The 17,163-nt window shown below is 74.2% G+C and carries 14 protein-coding genes; 12 read left to right on the top strand and 2 right to left on the bottom strand.

Annotated features, from left to right (window positions below):
- Window positions 1-63 precede the first annotated feature (63 nt).
- Complete coding sequence (locus rosag_RS01310) at window positions 64-480, top strand: hypothetical protein (protein ID WP_284348198.1); 417 nt, start codon at window positions 64-66, stop codon at window positions 478-480.
- A gap of 250 nt (window positions 481-730) precedes the next feature.
- On the opposite strand, the gene rosag_RS01305 is transcribed toward rosag_RS01310, so the two are convergent.
- Window positions 731-1,141: a helix-turn-helix domain-containing protein gene (locus tag rosag_RS01305; protein WP_284348197.1), complete on the bottom strand. Its 411-nt coding sequence runs from the start codon at window positions 1,139-1,141 to the stop codon at window positions 731-733.
- A 107-nt stretch (window positions 1,142-1,248) separates the two neighbouring features.
- Here rosag_RS01305 and rosag_RS01300 point away from each other — a divergent pair, with 107 nt between their 5' ends.
- Window positions 1,249-3,375 carry a PAS domain-containing sensor histidine kinase gene (locus tag rosag_RS01300; protein WP_284348196.1) on the top strand — a complete coding sequence of 709 codons (2,127 nt, stop codon included), beginning with the start codon at window positions 1,249-1,251 and terminating at the stop codon, window positions 3,373-3,375.
- Window positions 3,376-3,512: 137 nt separating this feature from the next.
- Entirely contained in the window at window positions 3,513-3,773 is a 261-nt protein-coding gene (locus rosag_RS01295; protein ID WP_284348195.1) for a hypothetical protein, read from the top strand.
- Between the two features lie 12 nt (window positions 3,774-3,785).
- Here rosag_RS01295 and rosag_RS01290 read toward each other — a convergent pair whose 3' ends face one another.
- Window positions 3,786-5,006: an ROK family transcriptional regulator gene (locus rosag_RS01290; RefSeq protein ID WP_284348194.1), complete on the bottom strand. Its 1,221-nt coding sequence runs from the start codon at window positions 5,004-5,006 to the stop codon at window positions 3,786-3,788.
- A 419-nt stretch (window positions 5,007-5,425) separates the two neighbouring features.
- Here rosag_RS01290 and uxaC point away from each other — a divergent pair, with 419 nt between their 5' ends.
- Genes uxaC through rosag_RS01245 form a run of 9 tightly spaced genes read left to right on the top strand, consistent with a single transcriptional unit; the run spans window position 5,426 to window position 17,162 of the window.
- Window positions 5,426-6,790: a glucuronate isomerase gene (uxaC, locus tag rosag_RS01285; RefSeq protein WP_425607471.1), complete on the top strand. Its 1,365-nt coding sequence runs from the start codon at window positions 5,426-5,428 to the stop codon at window positions 6,788-6,790.
- The gene (locus tag rosag_RS01280; RefSeq protein ID WP_284348192.1) at window positions 6,787-8,373 is read left to right on the top strand and encodes a UxaA family hydrolase; all 1,587 of its coding nucleotides are present in this window, start codon (window positions 6,787-6,789) and stop codon (window positions 8,371-8,373) included. Before uxaC ends, rosag_RS01280 begins: the two co-directional genes overlap by 4 nt.
- Window positions 8,373-9,920: a tagaturonate reductase gene (locus rosag_RS01275; RefSeq protein ID WP_284348191.1), complete on the top strand. Its 1,548-nt coding sequence runs from the start codon at window positions 8,373-8,375 to the stop codon at window positions 9,918-9,920. Before rosag_RS01280 ends, rosag_RS01275 begins: the two co-directional genes overlap by 1 nt.
- Entirely contained in the window at window positions 9,920-10,606 is a 687-nt protein-coding gene (locus rosag_RS01270) for a bifunctional 4-hydroxy-2-oxoglutarate aldolase/2-dehydro-3-deoxy-phosphogluconate aldolase (protein ID WP_284348190.1), read from the top strand. Before rosag_RS01275 ends, rosag_RS01270 begins: the two co-directional genes overlap by 1 nt.
- Window positions 10,603-11,601: a sugar kinase gene (locus rosag_RS01265; RefSeq protein WP_284348189.1), complete on the top strand. Its 999-nt coding sequence runs from the start codon at window positions 10,603-10,605 to the stop codon at window positions 11,599-11,601. The genes rosag_RS01270 and rosag_RS01265 overlap by 4 nt, the downstream gene beginning before the upstream one ends.
- Before the next feature lie 6 nt (window positions 11,602-11,607).
- On the top strand, window positions 11,608-12,975 hold the full coding sequence (locus rosag_RS01260; protein WP_284348188.1) for an MFS transporter: 1,368 nt from the start codon (window positions 11,608-11,610) through the stop codon (window positions 12,973-12,975).
- Window positions 12,972-14,273: a pectate lyase gene (gene pelA / locus rosag_RS01255; RefSeq protein ID WP_284348187.1), complete on the top strand. Its 1,302-nt coding sequence runs from the start codon at window positions 12,972-12,974 to the stop codon at window positions 14,271-14,273. Before rosag_RS01260 ends, pelA begins: the two co-directional genes overlap by 4 nt.
- Window positions 14,274-14,310: 37 nt before the next feature.
- Window positions 14,311-15,762, top strand: coding sequence for a glycoside hydrolase family 28 protein (locus rosag_RS01250; RefSeq protein ID WP_284348186.1), 1,452 nt, complete (start codon window positions 14,311-14,313; stop codon window positions 15,760-15,762).
- A gap of 2 nt (window positions 15,763-15,764) precedes the next feature.
- Entirely contained in the window at window positions 15,765-17,162 is a 1,398-nt protein-coding gene (locus rosag_RS01245) for a glycoside hydrolase family 28 protein (RefSeq protein WP_284348185.1), read from the top strand.
- Window position 17,163: the final 1 nt, after the last annotated feature.

Genomic DNA, 17,163 nt, shown 5'->3' with positions numbered 1-17,163 from the left:
CAAGCGCCGGGCTCCCGCTCGCGCCCGGCTTGCAGATTCGGCCGGGCGATTCGACCTTGGCGCATGCGACGCGTCGCACTCGCCACCCTCCTCGCGCTGCTGCTGACCGGGGCGCCGGCGCGCGCGCAGTTCCGCGCCGACCCGGGGATCGTGATCAACGGCCTGGTCACCGTCACCGTGCAGGTGACGCTCTACGACCTCGACGCCCCGTACGTCCCGCTGTCGCGCTACCGCCTGGTGCTCTACGGCCCGCAGCGCGACAGCACGATCCTCCAGACCAACGACGCCGGCGTCGTGAGCATCGGGCGCCCCGCGGGCACCTACCGCCTCGTCTCCGAGTCCGCCGTGCTCTGGAAGGGCGCCACCTACCGCTGGGACCTGCCCGTGGTCGTGCGGCCCTACATGGGCGCCGTCGACCTCACGCCGAGGAACGCCATCGTCGCGCGGGCGCCCGTGGCGCCCACGCGCCCCGCCCGCTGACGTCCGGCGACGCCCCGCCCCACACGTCGTGACGGCGCGGGCCGCCCCCGTGACGGCCGGCCGGGCCGACTGGCACGAAATCCCGAACGCGCGCTCAAGTCCGCGCGTCCCGGTGCCGATATACAAGGCAGACGCAGGACGGCACCCACCGTCGGGGGACGGGGTGGTGCGAGGCGATGTGCGAACGGGGCGGCCGTGATGGCCGCCCCGTTCGTGCGTCCGCGCCCTGCGGCGTCCGCGCCCTGCGGCGTCAGCGCCGCAGCGAGGCCGCCGCGCTCTCCGCGACCCGCGCCACCCGCGTCGCCTCCCGGCTGATCGCCTCCAGCGCCCGCCGCAGCTCGACGATCGAGTGCCCCTCGAGCGCGCCGTCCGCCGGCCGCTCGTCCTCCCCCAGCAGCTGCGAGAGCGTCAGCCCCAGCGCGCGCGCCAGCGCCATCCCCAGCGCCAGCCGCGGCTGGCCGGTCAGCCCGCGCTCCAGCCGCGAGATGTCCGACACCTGCACCTCGGCGCGCCGCGCCAGCTCGCGCAGGGTGAGCCCGCGCTCCTCGCGCGCCGCGCGCACGCGCGCGCCCAGCAGCGCCCCCTCCGTTCCCCGCGTCGTCGATCCCTGCTGCTCCACGTGCCCGACCTCGTCGCCGTTCGGAAGTTCTGCCGTCCGCATCCCGCGCACTGGTGCACGGGACGCGCCGCACCCACCGGATGGCGGGACCGCGCGGCTCCATGCAAGGTCCGGGGAACCGTAATTGCAGTGCTCGGCGTTTGCGACCGATGCCCACTCCACGAGCTGCCCACGCCGCCGGCGCGTCCCTGGACGTGCCGGGCGCCGCTTCCATTCCCGCGCGTCCCCCCGCCGCGGGCGCGGACGGCGCGGGCGACGACGTGCGCCTCGCGCTGGCCGCCGCGGGCATCGGCGTCTGGGCGTGGGAGCGCGGCAGCGACGTGCTCGAGTGGGACGCGACGAGCCGTGCCCTGCTGGGCCTCCCCGGCGAGGGGGCCGCGACGCCCGCCCAGTGCCTGGCCCGCGTGCACCCCGAGGACCGCGAGTGGGTGCGCGCCGCGGCCCGCATGTCGCTCGATCCGGGCGTCGCCGCGCCGTTCGACGTCGTCTTCCGCACGACGTCGCTCGCGGGGGACGAGCGCTGGGTGCACGCCGTCGGCCGCGCCGTCTGGGCCGACGACCCGCCCGGCGCGCCCCGCCGTGCGCGCCGCTTCATCGGCACGCTGCGCGACGACACCGCCGCCCGCCGGGCCGAGCGCGCGCTGGCCGAGCGCGGGGAGCGGCTGCGCGCGGCGCTCGACGCGTCGCAGACGGGCACCTTCCGGTGGGACATCCGCACCAACGCGCTGGCGTGGGACGAGAGCCTCGACCGCCTCTTCGGCCTGGAGCCCGGTGAGACGGTGCGGTCGCTGGAGCGCTTCGTGGCGATGGTGCACCCCGACGACCGCGCGCGCGTGATCGAGGCCTGCGCCCGCTGCGCGCGCGAGGGCGCCGACTTCCACGAGGAGTTCCGCGTCGTCTGGCCGGACGGCACGGTGCACTGGCTGGACGACAAGGGCCGCACCTTCCGCGACGCCACGGGCGCGCCCGACTACATGACGGGCGCCTGCGTCGAGGTGACCGCGCGCCGCCGCGCCGAGCAGCAGCAGGAGCGGCTGCTGCAGGCGCACCGGTGGGCCGCGACGCTGGCCGAGCAGCGGCTGGCGGCGCTGGAGACGACCACCGACGCGCTGCGCCTGAGCGAGGCGCGGCTGCGGCGCATCCTCGACTCGGGGATCGTCGGCGTCTTCTTCTGGACGATCGACGGCGGCGTGACCGACGCGAACGACGCCTTCCTGGCGCTGCTGGACTACACGCGCGACGACCTGGCGGCGGGGCGCATCGACTGGCGGTCGCTGACGCCGGAGCGCTGGCACGCCGACGACGCGGCGCGCGTGGCCGAGCTGCACGCGACGGGGCGCCACGGCCCGTACGCGAAGGAGTACCGCGCGCGCGACGGCACGCCGGTGCCGGTGCTGATCGCGAGCGCGTTCTTCGACGGCTCGCACGAGCAGGGCCTCGCGCTCTGCCTGGACCGGCGCACCGAGGTGCAGGCGCTCGCCGACCTGCAGGCGCGCGAGCGCGAGCTGCACGCCGCGCTGGCGGACGCGCGCCACGCGCGCGACGAGGCGCACCGCGCGCGCCGCAGCGCGGAGTCGGCGAACGAGGCGAAGAGCGCGTTCCTGGCGACGATGTCGCACGAGCTGCGCACGCCGCTGAACGCGATCGGCGGCTACGTGGACATCCTGGAGCTCGGGATCCGCGGGCCGCTGACGCCGGAGCAGCTGGCCGACCTCACGCGCATCCGCCGCAGCCAGCAGCACCTGCTGGGCCTCATCAACGACGTGCTGAACTTCGCCAAGCTGGGCGCCGGCACGATCCGCTACGACCTGCGCGACGTGCCCGTGGCGCAGGCGCTGGCGTCGGCGGAGATCATGATCGCGCCCCAGGTGGCGGCGAAGGGGCTGCACTACACGGCGCACGTGGGCGGCGCGGCGCTGGCCGTGCACGCGGACGCCGAGAAGCTGCAGCAGGTGCTGCTCAACCTGCTGAGCAACGCGGTGAAGTTCACCGACCGCGGCGGCGCCATCACCGTCGAGTGCGCGCTGGACGGCGACGTGGTCGCGCTGCGCGTGCGCGACACCGGCTGCGGGATCCCGGCGCACCGGTGCGCGCAGGTGTTCGAGCCGTTCGTGCAGGTGGACCGCCACTACTCGCGTCCCACCGAGGGCGTGGGGCTCGGGCTCGCGATCAGCCGCGAGCTCGCGCGCGGGATGCACGGCGACCTGACGGTCGAGAGCGAGCTGCACGTGGGCTCGACGTTCACGCTCACGCTGCCGCGCGGCGAGAGCGCGTGACGACTTCGTGTAAGACGGCGTGAAGTGCGGCGCGGCGTGACCACCGTCACCCGCGCGCGCCACGAAGCGAGCGCGACCGGCGTATCGATGCAGTGGGCGTCGCGAGGAGGCGCGTCCCGCCATCCCGTGCCCGCGCCATGTCCCTGCCGAACCTCGTCGACACGCTCCGCGGCTACACGACGCAGCTCGCGCTGCTGCAGCCGGTCAGCTCCGAGGAGCTGCGACAGCTGACCCGCCGCTTCTGCCACGACTGCGCGGCGGCGGGGCTGGACGTGGAGACGACGCGCGGCCTCGCGCGCCTGTGCGCCGTCGAGGCGCGCCGCCCGGAGACGCACCTGCCGCAGCGCGTGGCGGCGCTGGTGGACGTCGTGGCCGTGGAGGACGCGGGCCGGCGCTGAGTCAGGCCACGATCAGGCCACCTGCGGCGCGGCGAACAGCGGCGCTGCCACCAGCGCCGTCGCCCCCCGCAGGCGCGGATGGTCGCTCGGCGGCTCGGGGATGAGCGGCGTGGCCGAGGCCTCGCTCGTCAGCGCGCGCTCCGCGATCCCGCGGCGGACGATGGGGGCCAGCTGCTCCCACGCGGCCGTGATCTCGCCGCCGACGTAGATCTGCCCGGGGTTGAGCGCGTTGATGATGACCGCGAGCCCGGTGCCGAGGTGCCGCGCCGTCTCCTCCAGCGCCGCGACCGCGCGCGCGTCGCCCGAGCGCGCCCGCGCCATGACGTCGAGGATCGTCAGCCCCGTCTCCTGCAGCAGCCGGCGCGTCTGCGAGGGCGACAGCTCCTGCCCCAGGTAGCGCGACAGCGTGGCGAGGTTGGACGTGTGCGCCTCCAGGCAGCCGACCGCGCCGCACAGGCAGCGCGGGCCCGCGAGGTCGATGGGGATGTGGCCGAACTCGCCCGCGGTGTTGCCGTGGCCGCGCACGACCTCGCCGTTCACCACCACGCCCGCGCCCACGCCGTCGCCGACGGTGACGTACACGAAGTCGGTCACCGCCTCGCTCCCGCGCTGGCCGAGCCACATGTGGGCGAGCGCGCAGGCGATGGGGGCGTTCTCGACGTGCACGGGGAAGTCGAGCGCGGCGGACAGCAGGTCGCGCAGCGCGACGTCGCGCCAGCCCAGCTGCGGCGCGTAGAGCACGCGGCCGCTGCGGTGGTCCACCATGCCGGGCACCACGAGGCCCACGCCCTCGCAGCGGCCGACCGCGCCGTGCGTCGCCAGCACGCGCTGGATCCGCTCCGCCAGCTCGGCCACCAGCGCGGCCGGGTCGGTGAGTGTGTCGAACTGCTCGAGCGCGATGGGCGTCCCGCCGAAGTCGCTCAGCATGAGGTAGGTGCGGCTGAAGCGCACGTCCACCGCGACCACCAGGCGGTCGCGCGTGCGGACGTAGAGCATCTTCGGCTTGCGACCGCGTGGCGCGTCCACCGTCGCGCCCTCGTAGATCGCCTCCTCCTCCAGCAGCTCGTCGACCAGCGAGGTCACCATGCCGCGCCCGATGTCCATGCGCCGCGCGAGGTCGGCGCGCGAGATCGGCTGGTGCTCGCGCACCAGGTTGAGGATGATCTGGCGGTTGATCTCGCGGGGCGTGGAGCGCGTGGCGCGGACGAAGCGCCGGGTGTTGATCTTCCGCACGACGGAGGCGAGTGTAGGCGAGTTCAGGCGGGTGGGACGGGCGGGCGGGACCGTGGCGCGGGCAGCGCGCGGTATTGCGCTTTCTCCCGCCCGGTCCTACACTGGCGCCAGATATTGTTTTTCGCAAGAACAATATGGCTGGCGCCGCCGCGCCGCGTGCTCCCTGCGTCGCAGCGGAGTGGCGTCGGAGGACGTAGACGAGCGGCGGCCTCTGTCGGCACTTTGTTCTGCCGCCGTCCAAATGACGGAGACGCGCCCCGCCCGGCGCGGCTCCCTGATCTCCGAGCCCCGCTGCCGTGTCCGCTCCCGCGCGCGACGTTCTCGCCTCCTCCGCCCCCGCGGCTTCCCGCTCGGGCGCCGGCGAGCCCCTCGTCCTCCACGAGGACCGCTTCTTCTCCGCCGAGCCCACGCAGCGCCGCATCGCCCGCGCGCTGTACGAGGAGACGCGCGGCCTGCCCCTCGTCTGCCCGCACGGCCACGTCGAGCCCGCACTGCTGGCGGAGAACGCGCCCTTCCCGGAGCCGACCGCGCTCCTGCTGATCCCCGACCACTACATCTTCCGGATGCTCTACTCGCAGGGCGTCCCGCTGGAGGACCTGGGGATCCCGACGCGCGACGGCACGCCGGTCGAGGGCGACCCGCGCCGCATCTGGCAGCGCTTCGCGGAGCACTGGCACCTGTTCCGCGGCACGCCCACGCGCGCGTGGCTCGACCACGAGCTGCACGAGGTGTTCGGCGTCCGCACGAAGCTGTCGGGCGACACCGCGCAGGCGATCTACGACGAGATCGCCGAGCGGCTGCAGAGCCCTGAGTACCGCCCGCGGGCGCTGTTCGAGCGGTTCAACATCGAGCTGCTGGCCACCACCGACGCGGCCAGCGACTCGCTGGAGCACCATCGGACGATCCGCGAGTCGGGCTGGAAGGGGCGCGTGATCCCAACCTTCCGTCCCGACGCGGTGCTGCGCATCGCGGCGCCCACGTGGCGCGACGCGCTGGCCGCGTTCGAGCGCGTGCACGGCGCGCCGATCGGCGACCAGGCGGCGTTCGTGGACGCGCTGGCGACGCGCCGCGCCTTCTTCAAGGCGATGGGCGCGACGGCCACCGACCACGCGGTCGTCGAGCCGTACACGGCCGCGCTGCGCCCCGAGGAGGCCGACGCGCTCTTCCAGCGCGCGCGCGCCGGCGAGGCGACGCCCGCCGACCAGCGCCGCTACGAGGCGCACATGCTGCTGGAGATGGCGCGCCTGAGCACCGAGGACGGGCTGGTGATGCAGCTGCATCCCGGCGCGTTCCGCGACCACAACGGCGTGGTCGCCGCGCGCTTCGGCGCCGACAAGGGCGCGGACATCCCGGTCGCCACCGAGTACACGCGCAACCTGCAGGCGCTGCTGGAGACGTACGGCAACGACCCGCGCTTCACGATGGTGCTGTTCACGCTCGACGAGTCGACGTACGCGCGCGAGCTGGCGCCGCTGGCGGGCCACTACCCGGCCCTGCGCCTCGGCCCCGCGTGGTGGTTCCACGACTCGCTGGAGGGGATGACGCGCTACCGCGAGCGCGTCACCGAGACGGCCGGCATCTACAACACGGCCGGCTTCAACGACGACACGCGCGCCTTCTGCTCGATCCCCGCGCGGCACGACCTGTCGCGCCGCGTGGACGCGAACTGGCTCGCGGGGCTGGTCGCGCGGCACGTGATCGACATGGACGATGCGCGGCCGATGGCGCGCGCGCTGGCCTACGACCTGGTGCGCCGCACCTACAAGCTGGACGCCGACGCATGAGCGCAGAGACGCACACGCCCGCGGAGCTGGTCGGGCTCCGCACCTCCGATCGCGCGGTGGCGCCCGCCGCGCCGCCCGCCACGGGCCCGGCCGCCGTGCGCGTGCATCCGGACGACGACGTCGCAGTCCTTGTCCGCGGATTGCCCGCCGGCAGCGAGGTCGAGGTGGAGGGCGTGCGCGTCACGCTGGCGGAGGACGTGCCCGCGGGCCACAAGGTCGCGCTGCGCGCGCTGGCCGCGGGCCAGGCGGTGCACAAGTACGGCATGCCGATCGGCGCGGTGACGACGGACGTGGCGGCGGGCACCTGGCTGCACTCGCACAACCTGAAGACGCGGCTGGAAGGAACGCTCGACTACACGTTCGACGCGAGCGTCGCGCGCGGCGCGGCGGCCGTCGCGCCCACGACGCTCACCTTCGACGGCTACCGCCGCGCCGACGGGCGCGTGGGCACGCGCAACGAGGTCTGGATCATCAACACGGTCGGCTGCGTGAACACGGCGGCCGAGCGGATCGCGCGCGAGGCGGCGGCGCGCTACGCGGGTGCGGTGGACGGCGTGCACGCCTTCGCGCACCCGTACGGCTGCAGCCAGCTCGGCGACGACCTGCGCAACACGCAGGCGGTGCTCGCCGGCCTGCTGCGCCATCCCAACGCCGGCGGCGTGCTGGTGCTCGGCCTCGGCTGCGAGAACAACCAGATGGACCAGCTGCTCGCCGCCGCGGGTGACGGCGTCGATCGCACGCGGCTCCGCTTCTTCAACACGCAGGACGTCGTCGACGAGGTCGAGGCGGGCGTCGACGCGGTGGGCGAGCTGGTGGCGCGCATGGCGTCCGACCGCCGCGAGCCCTGCCCCGTCAGCGATCTCGTGCTCGGCCACAAGTGCGGCGGCTCGGACGGCTTCAGCGGCATCAGCGCCAACCCGCTGCTCGGCCGCCTGGCCGACCGGCTGACGGCGATGGGCGGCCGCGTGATCCTCACCGAGGTCCCGGAGATGTTCGGGGCCGAGCAGGTGCTGATGGACCGCGCGGCGGACCGCGAGACGTTCGACGCGCTCGTGGCGATGGTCAACGACTTCAAGGAGTACTTCCTTCGCCACGGCCAGCCCGTGTACGAGAACCCGTCGCCCGGCAACAAGGCGGGCGGGCTGACGACGCTGGAGGAGAAGTCGCTCGGCGCGATCCAGAAGGGCGGGCGCGCGACCGTGACCGACGTGCGCCGCTACGGGGCGCCCGTGCGGCGCGCGGGGCTTACGTTGCTGGAGGCGCCGGGCAACGACGGCGTCTCGTCGACGGCGATGACCGCCAGCGGAGCCACCGTGCTGCTGTTCACCACGGGCCGCGGCACGCCGCTCGGCTTTCCCGTGCCCACGGTGAAGGTGAGCTCCAACTCGGACATCGCACGCCGCAAGCCGCACTGGATCGACTTCGACGCCGGCCGCGTGCTGGACGGCAGCGCGACGCTCGACCAGCTGTGCGACGAGCTGCTGGCCACCGTCATCGACGTCGCGTCGGGGCGTCGGCTCGCGAACAACGAGCGCCACGGCTACCGCGAGATCGCGATCTGGAAGGAAGGGGTGACGCTCTGATGTCGGCGACGTCGTCGCACGCCACCCTGCCGACGCTCACGCGCGCGCTGGCCCTCTCCGGCCTCCCGGCCGTGGACCTGCCGCCGGCGGGCACGCTGACGCTGCCCGAGACCGCGGTGCAGTTCGGGACGGGCGCGTTCCTGCGCGGCTTCGTCGACCACTTCGTCGACGCCGCCAATCGCCGCGGGGAGTTCAACGGCCGCGTCGTCGCCGTGGGCTCCACGGGGAGTGGGCGCGACCGCGCGTTCACCGACCAGGACGGGCTGTACACGCTCGTCGCGCGCGGGCTGTCGCAGGGCGCCGCGCGCGAGGAGATCCGCGTCGTGGGCGCGGTGAGCCGCGCGCTCTCCGCCGCCACCGAGTGGGACGAGGTGCTGAAGGTCGCGCGTGCGCCGCAGCTGCGCGTCGTCTTCTCCAACACCACCGAGGTCGGCATCGCGCTCGACGAGGGCGACCGATTCGACCTGGAGCCGCCGCGCTCCTTTCCCGGCAAGCTGACGCGCTTCCTGTTCGAGCGCGCGCGCGCGTTCGACTTCGCGGCCGAGCGTGGGGTGGTCGTGGTGCCGTGCGAGCTGATCGAGGACAACGGCCACCGGCTGCGCGAGATCGTGCTGGCGCTGGCCGACCGCTGGGCGCTCGGCGCCGACTTCCGCGCCTGGATCGAGCAGGCGGTGCCGTTCTGCAACACGCTGGTCGATCGCATCGTCCCCGGCGCGCCGGCCGACGAGGATGCGGCCGCCCTGCGAGCGTCGCTCGGCTACCGCGACGAGCTGCTGACCGCGTGCGAGCTGTATCGCCTGTTCGTGATCGAGGGCGATCCCTCGCTTCCCTCGGGACAGGCTAAAGCGCTGCGCGACCGCCTGGGCTTCGTCGACGCGGACCCGGGTGTCGTCATCACCGACGACGCGCGGCCATACCGAGAGCGGAAGGTGCGGCTGCTGAACGGCGCGCACACCATCACCGTGTCGCTGGCGCTGCTGGCCGGCTGCGAGACGGTGCGCGACGCGATGACGCACGAGCTGGTCGGCCCGTTCGTGCGCCGCGTGATGCTCGACGAGATCGCGCCCACGCTGCAGGATCCCGCGGCGGAGGCGTTCGCGCTCGCGGTGCTGGACCGCTTCGCCAACCCGTACATCCGCCACGCGCTGTTCGACATCACGCTGCAGGCGACGATGAAGATGCGCGTGCGCGTGGTGCCCACCATCGAGCGCTCCGTCGCGCGCACCGGGCGCGCGCCCGCGCTGCTGTCGCTCGGCCTCGCGGCGTTCCTGCTGTTCGCGCGCGGCGACCTGCAGGAGCGGCGCCGCATCGCCGGCCTCGCGGTCCCCGCCGACGAGCAGCGCGACCGCCTCTGCACGCTGTGGGCGACGCACGCGCCCGACGCCGTCGCGGGCGCCGCGCTGTCGGACGCGACGCTGTGGGGTACCGACCTGACGCAGGTCCCCGGGCTGCTCGACGCGGTGCGCGACGCGCTGGCCCGCCTCCTCTCCGACGGCGTCGAGCGCACGCTCGAGGCCCATCTCGCCGCCTCCCTCCCGACGACGTGATGCATCCTGCCCCCCACGCCGACGCCCGTCGGCGCATCGTGGACGACCTGGTGGCGCGCGGCGCGGTGGCCGTGGTGCGCCTCCCCGACGCCGAGCGCGCGCTGGCGGTGGTGGACGCGCTGGCCGCCGGCGGCGTGACCGCCATCGAGCTGACGCTCACCACGCCCGGCGCGCTCGAGCTCATCGCGACGCTGCGGAAGGCCGGCGGCGACGCGCTGCTGGTGGGCGCGGGCTCGGTGCTCGACGCCGACACCGCGCGCCGCGCCGTCGAGGCGGGCGCGACGTACGTCGTGAGCCCCGTCTTCCGCGCCGAGGTCGTGGCGGAGTCGCACCGGCAGGGCGTGCCCGCGATGCCGGGCGCATACACGCCGACCGAGATCCTCACCGCGCACGAGGCGGGCGCCGACGTCGTGAAGGTCTTCCCGGCGGACACGCTCGGGCCGGCGTACCTGAAGGGCGTGATGGCGCCGATGCCGTTCCTGCGGCTGATGCCGACCGGCGGCGTGACGCCGGCGAACGTCGGCGACTGGCTGCGCGCGGGCGCGGTCGCGGCGGGGCTCGGCTCCGCGCTGGTGGACGCGAAGCTGGTGGCGGCGAACGACATGGCCGCGATCACCGCGCGCGCGCGGCAGACGAGCGAGAACGTCGCCGCCGTGCGCGGCGCACTAACGGGGGTGGGCGCATGAAGCGCGTCGTCACCTTCGGCGAGGTGCTGATGCGCCTCTCGCCGCCCGGGCACGAGCGGCTGTTCCAGTCGCCGACGCTGCGCACCTACTTCGGCGGCAGCGAGGCGAACACCGCGGCGAGCCTGGCGCACTTCGGCGCGCGCGTGGAGCACGTGACGCGCGTCCCGTCGAACGCCCTGGGCGACGCGGCGCTGGCCGCGCTCCGCGCCGAGGGCGTCGGCGTGCGCGCGTGCGCGCGCGGCGGCGCGCGCATGGGCCTCTACTTCGTGGAGGGCGGCGCCGACGTGCGGCCGCTGCGCGTGGTGTACGACCGCGCGGGCAGCGCGTTCTCGGAGATCGAGCCGGAGCACGTGCACTGGGACGCCGTGCTGCGCGGCGCCGAGTGGTTCCACGTCTCGGGCATCACGCCGGCGCTGGGCGAGGGGCCGCTGCGCTCCGTGCACGCGGCGCTGAACGCCGCGCGCGCCGCGTCGGTCCCGGTGAGCCTCGACCTCAACTTCCGCCCCGCGCTCTGGGTGGGCCGCGACCCGAAGCCGATCCTGCAGCCGATCGCGAAGCGCGCGCAGCTGCTGATCGCGAATCCCGGCGCGATCGAGACGATGCTCGGCATCACGACCGCGGGCACGATCCCCGAGCCGCCCGAGGCGCTGCGCGCGACCGCCGAGAAGGTGCACGAGCTGTTCGGGTGCACGCGGGTCGCGATCACGCAGCGCGAGACGATCTCGGCGAGCGAGCACGGGTGGCAGGCGTTCCTGTGGGATGCCGCGGACGGCGCGATGCACGAGGGCGGGCGGCACCAGGTGCAGGTGGTGGACCGCGTGGGCGGCGGCGACAGCTTCGTCGCGGGCCTGCTGCACGCGCTGCTCGAGGGCCGGTCGCCGGCCCACGCGGTGCGCTTCGCCACGGCGGCGAGCGCGCTCAAGCTCACGATCCCCGGAGACTTCAACCGCGTGACGGCGGACGAGGTCGAGCGGCTCCTCTCCTCCCACCGGTAGGTCGCCATGGCCACCCAGCAGCCGCCCGCCGACGGGCTGGCGCCGAAGCTCTCGCCGCGCACGACCAGCGCGCCTCCCGCCGCGCCCACGCCGGGCGGCGCGGCCGCCGCGGTCGGCCGCTACCGGTGGACGATCTGCGCGCTGCTCTTCCTGGCGACGACGATCAACTACATCGACCGCCAGGTGCTCGGCATCCTGGCGCCGACGCTGCAGACCGAGATCGGCTGGAACGAGGCGGAGTACGGCGCGATCGTGTCGTGGTTCACCTTCGCGTACGCGCTCGGCTTCCTGACGATCGGGCGGCTGATGGACCGCATCGGGACCCGGAAGGGCTTCTCGGTGGCGATCGTGATCTGGAGCGCGGCGGCGATGGCGCACGCGCTGGCGCGGTCGGCCACGGGCTTCAGCGTCGCGCGCTTCGCGCTCGGCCTCGGCGAGTCGGGCAACTTCCCCGGCGCCATCAAGACGGTGGCGGAGTGGTTCCCGAAGAAGGAGCGCGCGTTCGCGACGGGGATCTTCAACGCCGGCTCGAACGTCGGCGCGATCATCACGCCGCTCATCGTGCCGTGGATCGCGCTCACGTGGGGGTGGCGCTGGGCGTTCATCGTCACCGGCGCGTTCGGGTTCGTCTGGCTCGCGCTCTGGCTCGCGATCTACCGCAAGCCCGAGGAGCATCCCAAGCTGTCGGCCGGCGAGCTGGCGTACATCCGCAGCGACGCGGTGGAGCCCACGACGCCGATCCCGTGGGGCACGCTGCTGGGCTACAAGCAGACGTGGGCGTTCGCGCTCGGGAAGCTGCTCACCGATCCGGTGTGGTGGTTCTATCTGTTCTGGCTGCCCAAGTTCCTGGACGCGCGCTTCGGCATCAAGCTGGCCGGGCTGGCCGCGCCGCTGATCGCGATCTACCTGTTCGCCGACGTCGGCTCGGTGGCGGGCGGCTGGGTGTCGGGCGCGTTCCTGAAGCGCGGCTGGTCCGCGAACCGCGCGCGCAAGACGACGATGGGCATCGCCGCGGCGGCCATCGTGCCGACGATGCTGGCGCCGCGCGTCGACAGCATGTGGCTCGCCGTCGCGATCGTGTCGGTGGCCGCGGCCGCGCACCAGTGGTGGTCGGCGAACCTGTTCACGCTCACGACCGACCTCTTCCCGCGTCGCGCGGTGGCGTCGATCGTCGGCATCGGTGGCTGCGCGGGCGCGCTGGGCGGCTTCGCGTTCCAGCGCGCGACCGGCGCCTACCTGCAGACGCACGCGGGCGACTACGGCCCGGTGTTCGTGGTGTGCGGGCTGGCGTACGTCGTGGGCCTGTTCGTGATCCACGTGATCGTGCCGCGCCTGGAGCCGGCGCCGATCGACGGCGCGGTGGCGCGCGGATGAGGCACGCCCGCGTCGCGACGCTCGCCATCGGCGTGGCGGCGGCCGCGTGTGCCGCGCCGCGGGCGGGCGCGCAGAAGCCCGCGACGGGCGAGCTGCTCGCGCCCGCGCGCATCGCCGCGCTGCCGGACGCGCAGCGCCGCGCGTGGGAGGCGTACGTCGCGACGTCGGACTCGCTGCGCCGCCTGGACCGCGAGGCGATGCGCCGCGAGCTGGCGTCGGTGGGACGCGACCGCATGGCGCCGGCACCCAAGCACGCGGGCTTCCGCACGCAGCCGTCGATGACCGCGGCGTGGCTCGCGAGCGACTCGGGGCGCGCGCTCACGCGCGCGCTGCTCACGTGGCAGACGCCGAGCGGCGGCTGGAGCAAGCGGCTGGACGTGCGCGTGCCGCGCGCGCCGGGCACCGCGTTCGGCACCGAGGGCGACGGCTGGTCGTACGTGCCGACGATCGACAACGACGCGACCATCGAGCAGCTGCGCTACCTGGGCGCGGCGCTGGCCGCGGGCGAGGCGGCGGCCGGTGCGCCCGAGCGCGCGGCGTTCGGGCGCGGCGTGACGTACCTGCTGCGCGCGCAGCTCCCCACCGGCTGCTTCCCGCAGGTCTTCCCGCTGCAGGGCGGCTACCACGACGCGGCGACGTTCAACGACGACGCGACGGTGAACGTGCTGCAGCTGCTGAAGGACGTCGCGACCGCGAAGCTCGGTGGCGCCGACGACGCGACGCGCGCGCGGGCCGCATCGGCGGTCGCGCGCGGCACCGAGTGCATCGTGTCGAGCCAGGTGGTGGTGGACGGCGTGCGCACCGCGTGGGGGCAGCAGCACGATCCCATCACGCTCGCGCCCATCATGGCGCGCAGCTACGAGCTGGTGGGGCTGAGCGGCAAGGAGAGCGCGAACCTGCTCGATTTCCTGATGGCGCAGCCCGATCCGATCCCGCCCGTGCAGGCCGCCGTGCACGCGGCGGCGGCGTGGTTCCGGAAGACGGCGCTGAAGGACATCCGCTACGACTACCAGACCGGCCTGCGCGCGGAGCCGGGCGCCGGCCCGGTGTGGGCGCGGCTCGCGGAGCTGGGCACGAACCGCCCGATCTTCAGCAACCGCGACGGCGTGAAGCTGTACGACTGGAACCAGCTCACCGACCGGCGCTCGGGCTACGCGTGGTACAGCTACGAGCCCGCGAGCGCGCTGCGCCGCTACGAGCGCTGGGCGCGCACGCACCCGGCCGACGGCGCCGCGCCCGCGACGCCCGCGCCGCCCGCGCCGCGCGTCACCAAGCAGCAGTCGCCCGCCGCGCGCTGAGCGCGAGTCGACGCCGATCCACCGCGAGGTCCTCCCGATGTCCGCGTCCCCTCATCCGTCCCGCCGCGACTTCGCGCGGCAGACGCTCCTCGGCGCCGGCGCGCTGCTCGCCGCGCCGTCGCTGCTGCTCGGCTGCCGCACGGCCCCACGTGCGGGCGCGACCGCCTCGCGTGCCACGGGCTGGGACCTCGTGCCGGAGATCCTCGGCCGCATCGTGCCGCCGACGTTCCCGCAGCGCGACTTCGACGTCCGCACGTACGGCGCGGTGGGCGACGGCCGGACGGACTGCACGCAGGCGTTCGCGCGCGCGATCGAAGCGTGCCGCGCGGCGGGCGGCGGGCGCGTGACGGTGCCGCCGGGCCGCTGGCTCACCGGACCGATCCGCCTGCGCAGCCGCGTGAACCTGCACGTGATGAAGGACGCGACGGTCGCGTTCAGCCAGGACCCCCGCGCGTACCTCCCCACCGTGCTGACGCGCTGGGAGGGGATGGAGATGATGGGCTACTCGCCGCTCATCTACGCGCTCGACGAGCGCGACGTCGCGGTGACCGGCGAGGGGGTGCTGGACGGCCAGGCCGACACCACGCACTGGTGGCCGTGGAAGGGCGGCAAGGAGGACGGCTGGCGCGACGGGATGCCGACGCAGAAGCCCGCGCGCGACCGGCTGATGGCGATGGTCGAGGGGGGGACGCCGGTGGCGCAGCGCGTCTTCGCCGAGGGCAGCTACCTGCGGCCGCAGTTCATCCAGCCGTACCGGTGCACGAACGTCCTGATCGAGGGCGTGACGATCCACAACTCGCCGATGTGGGAGATCCACCCGGTGCTGTGCACGAACGTCACCGTGCGCGGCGTGCGGATCGAGACGCACGGTCCCAACAACGACGGCTGCGACCCCGAGTCGTGCCGCGACGTGCTGATCGAGGACTGCTACTTCGACACCGGCGACGACTGCATCGCCATCAAGTCGGGGCGCAACGCCGACGGCCGCCGCCTGGCGGTGCCGACGGAGAACGTCGTCATCCGCAACTGCCGCATGAAGGACGGCCACGGCGGCGTGACGATCGGCAGCGAGATCTCGGGCGGCGTGCGCAACGTGTTCACCGAGAAGTGCCAGATGGACAGCCCGAACCTCGACCGCGCGCTGCGCTTCAAGAACAACGCGATGCGCGGTGGGGTGCTGGAGCACGTCTACATGCGCGACGTGACCGTGGGCACGGTCGCCGACTCGGTGCTGTCGGTGGACCTGTACTACGAGGAGGGGGAGAAGGGCCCCTTCCGCCCGGTCGTGCGGGACGTCGAGCTGCTGCGCGTCACCAGCCGGAAGAGCAAGCACGGGCTCTACATGCGCGCCTACGCGAGCTCCGAGATCTCGGACGTGCGCGTGATCGACTGCCGCTTCGATGGCGTGGAGAAGGGCAACGTCACCGACGGCGTGCGCGGGCTGGTGCTGCGCAACGTGCAGGTGAACGGCCAGGCCGTGGGCGCGTAGCGATGCCGACGCGCCGCGACCTGCTGCGCGCCGGCCTGGCGGTCGGCGCGGGCACCGCGCTCGGGCTCCCGCGCGTGGACGCGGGCGCGCAGACGCCGGCGCCTGCGCCCGACGACGACGCGCGCGAGCTGGCGGCGATCCTGGCGCGCATCCGCCCGCCGACGTTCCCCGCGCGCGACTTCGCGGTGACGGCGTTCGGCGGCGTGGCCGACGGCGCGACCGACTGCCGCCCCGCGATCGCGCGCGCCGTCGCCGCCGCCAACGCGGCCGGCGGCGGACGCGTGGTGGTGTCGAAGGGCGCGTGGCGGTGCGACGGCCCGATCCACCTCAAGAGCCGCGTCGAGCTGCACCTGGCCGAGGGCGCGACGGTGCGCTTCAGCGCCGATCCCGCGCACTACCTGCCGCTCGTGCTCACGCGGTGGGAGGGGACGGAGTGCCTCAACTACTCGCCGCTCGTCTACGCCTACCAGGCGACCGGCGTCGCGATCACCGGGCGCGGGACGCTCGACGGGAACGGCAAGGCCACCTTCGCCGGCTGGCGCGCGCGGCAGGACGCGGACGTGAACCGGCTGCGGCAGATGGGGATCGACGGCGTGCCGGTCCACGAGCGCGTCTTCGGCCCCGGGCACTTCCTGCGCCCCGGCATGATCCAGCTGTGGGGCTGCCGCGACGTGCTGCTGGAGGGCTTCTCCGTCGTCGACGCGCCGTTCTGGGGGATCCACCCGGTCTACTGCCAGAACGTGACCGTGCGCGGCGTGACCGTGCGCAGCCACAACCCGAACAACGACGGCATCGATCCCGAGTCGTCGACGGACGTGCTGGTGGAGAAGTGCACCTTCGACACCGGCGACGACTGCATCGCCATCAAGTCGGGGCGCGACCAGGACGGGTGGCGCGTGGGCCAGGCGTCGGAGAACATCGTCCTCCGCGACTGCGACATGACGTCGCTGAAGGCGGCGCTCTGCCTGGGCAGCGAGATGTCGGGCGGGATCCGCAACGTCTTCCTGCACGACGTCCGCGTGGGCTCGACCTTCACGGGCATCTACTTCAAGACGAACCTCGACCGCGGCGGGTCGATCACGCACGTGCGCATCCGCGACGTGACGATGCGCGAGGCCGAGTTGTTCGTGAACTTCACGACGGCCTACCAGGGCTACCGGGGCGGGAAGTTCCCGCCCGACGTCCGCGACGTGCGCATCGAGCGCGTGACGTGCGAGCGCGCGAAGACCGGCATCCGCGCCGTCGGCGTGCCGGACGCGCCCCTGCGCGACCTGGTGCTGCGCGACGTCGCCGTCCGCGCGACGCCCGCCCCGCACGAGATCCGGCACGTCACGGGCCTGCGCCTGGAGAACGTGCGCCTCAACGGCGCGCCGCTGGCGCTGCCGGCGACGATCGGCTGAC

This window comes from Roseisolibacter agri (genome assembly GCF_030159095.1).
In the GTDB taxonomy this organism is placed as follows: Bacteria; Gemmatimonadota; Gemmatimonadetes; order Gemmatimonadales; family Gemmatimonadaceae; genus Roseisolibacter; species Roseisolibacter agri.
Note: the sequence above shows the minus strand (reverse complement) of the source record. Positions and strands in the feature narration are given on the sequence as shown.

What these genes read in the sequence shown, in the direction of transcription:
- rosag_RS01295 (WP_284348195.1), top strand. Translation starts at nt 3,513, where the DNA reads ATGTCCCTGCCGAACCTCGTCGACACGCTCCGCGGCTACACGACGCAG.
- rosag_RS01245 (WP_284348185.1), top strand. Translation starts at nt 15,765, where the DNA reads ATGCCGACGCGCCGCGACCTGCTGCGCGCCGGCCTGGCGGTCGGCGCG.
- rosag_RS01275 (WP_284348191.1), top strand. Translation starts at nt 8,373, where the DNA reads ATGTCGGCGACGTCGTCGCACGCCACCCTGCCGACGCTCACGCGCGCG.
- rosag_RS01280 (WP_284348192.1), top strand. Translation starts at nt 6,787, where the DNA reads ATGAGCGCAGAGACGCACACGCCCGCGGAGCTGGTCGGGCTCCGCACC.
- rosag_RS01270 (WP_284348190.1), top strand. Translation starts at nt 9,920, where the DNA reads ATGCATCCTGCCCCCCACGCCGACGCCCGTCGGCGCATCGTGGACGAC.
- rosag_RS01260 (WP_284348188.1), top strand. Translation starts at nt 11,608, where the DNA reads ATGGCCACCCAGCAGCCGCCCGCCGACGGGCTGGCGCCGAAGCTCTCG.
- rosag_RS01300 (WP_284348196.1), top strand. Translation starts at nt 1,249, where the DNA reads ATGCCCACTCCACGAGCTGCCCACGCCGCCGGCGCGTCCCTGGACGTG.
- pelA (WP_284348187.1), top strand. Translation starts at nt 12,972, where the DNA reads ATGAGGCACGCCCGCGTCGCGACGCTCGCCATCGGCGTGGCGGCGGCC.
- rosag_RS01265 (WP_284348189.1), top strand. Translation starts at nt 10,603, where the DNA reads ATGAAGCGCGTCGTCACCTTCGGCGAGGTGCTGATGCGCCTCTCGCCG.
- rosag_RS01250 (WP_284348186.1), top strand. Translation starts at nt 14,311, where the DNA reads ATGTCCGCGTCCCCTCATCCGTCCCGCCGCGACTTCGCGCGGCAGACG.
- rosag_RS01310 (WP_284348198.1), top strand. Translation starts at nt 64, where the DNA reads ATGCGACGCGTCGCACTCGCCACCCTCCTCGCGCTGCTGCTGACCGGG.
- rosag_RS01305 (WP_284348197.1), bottom strand. Translation starts at nt 1,141, where the DNA reads ATGCGGACGGCAGAACTTCCGAACGGCGACGAGGTCGGGCACGTGGAG.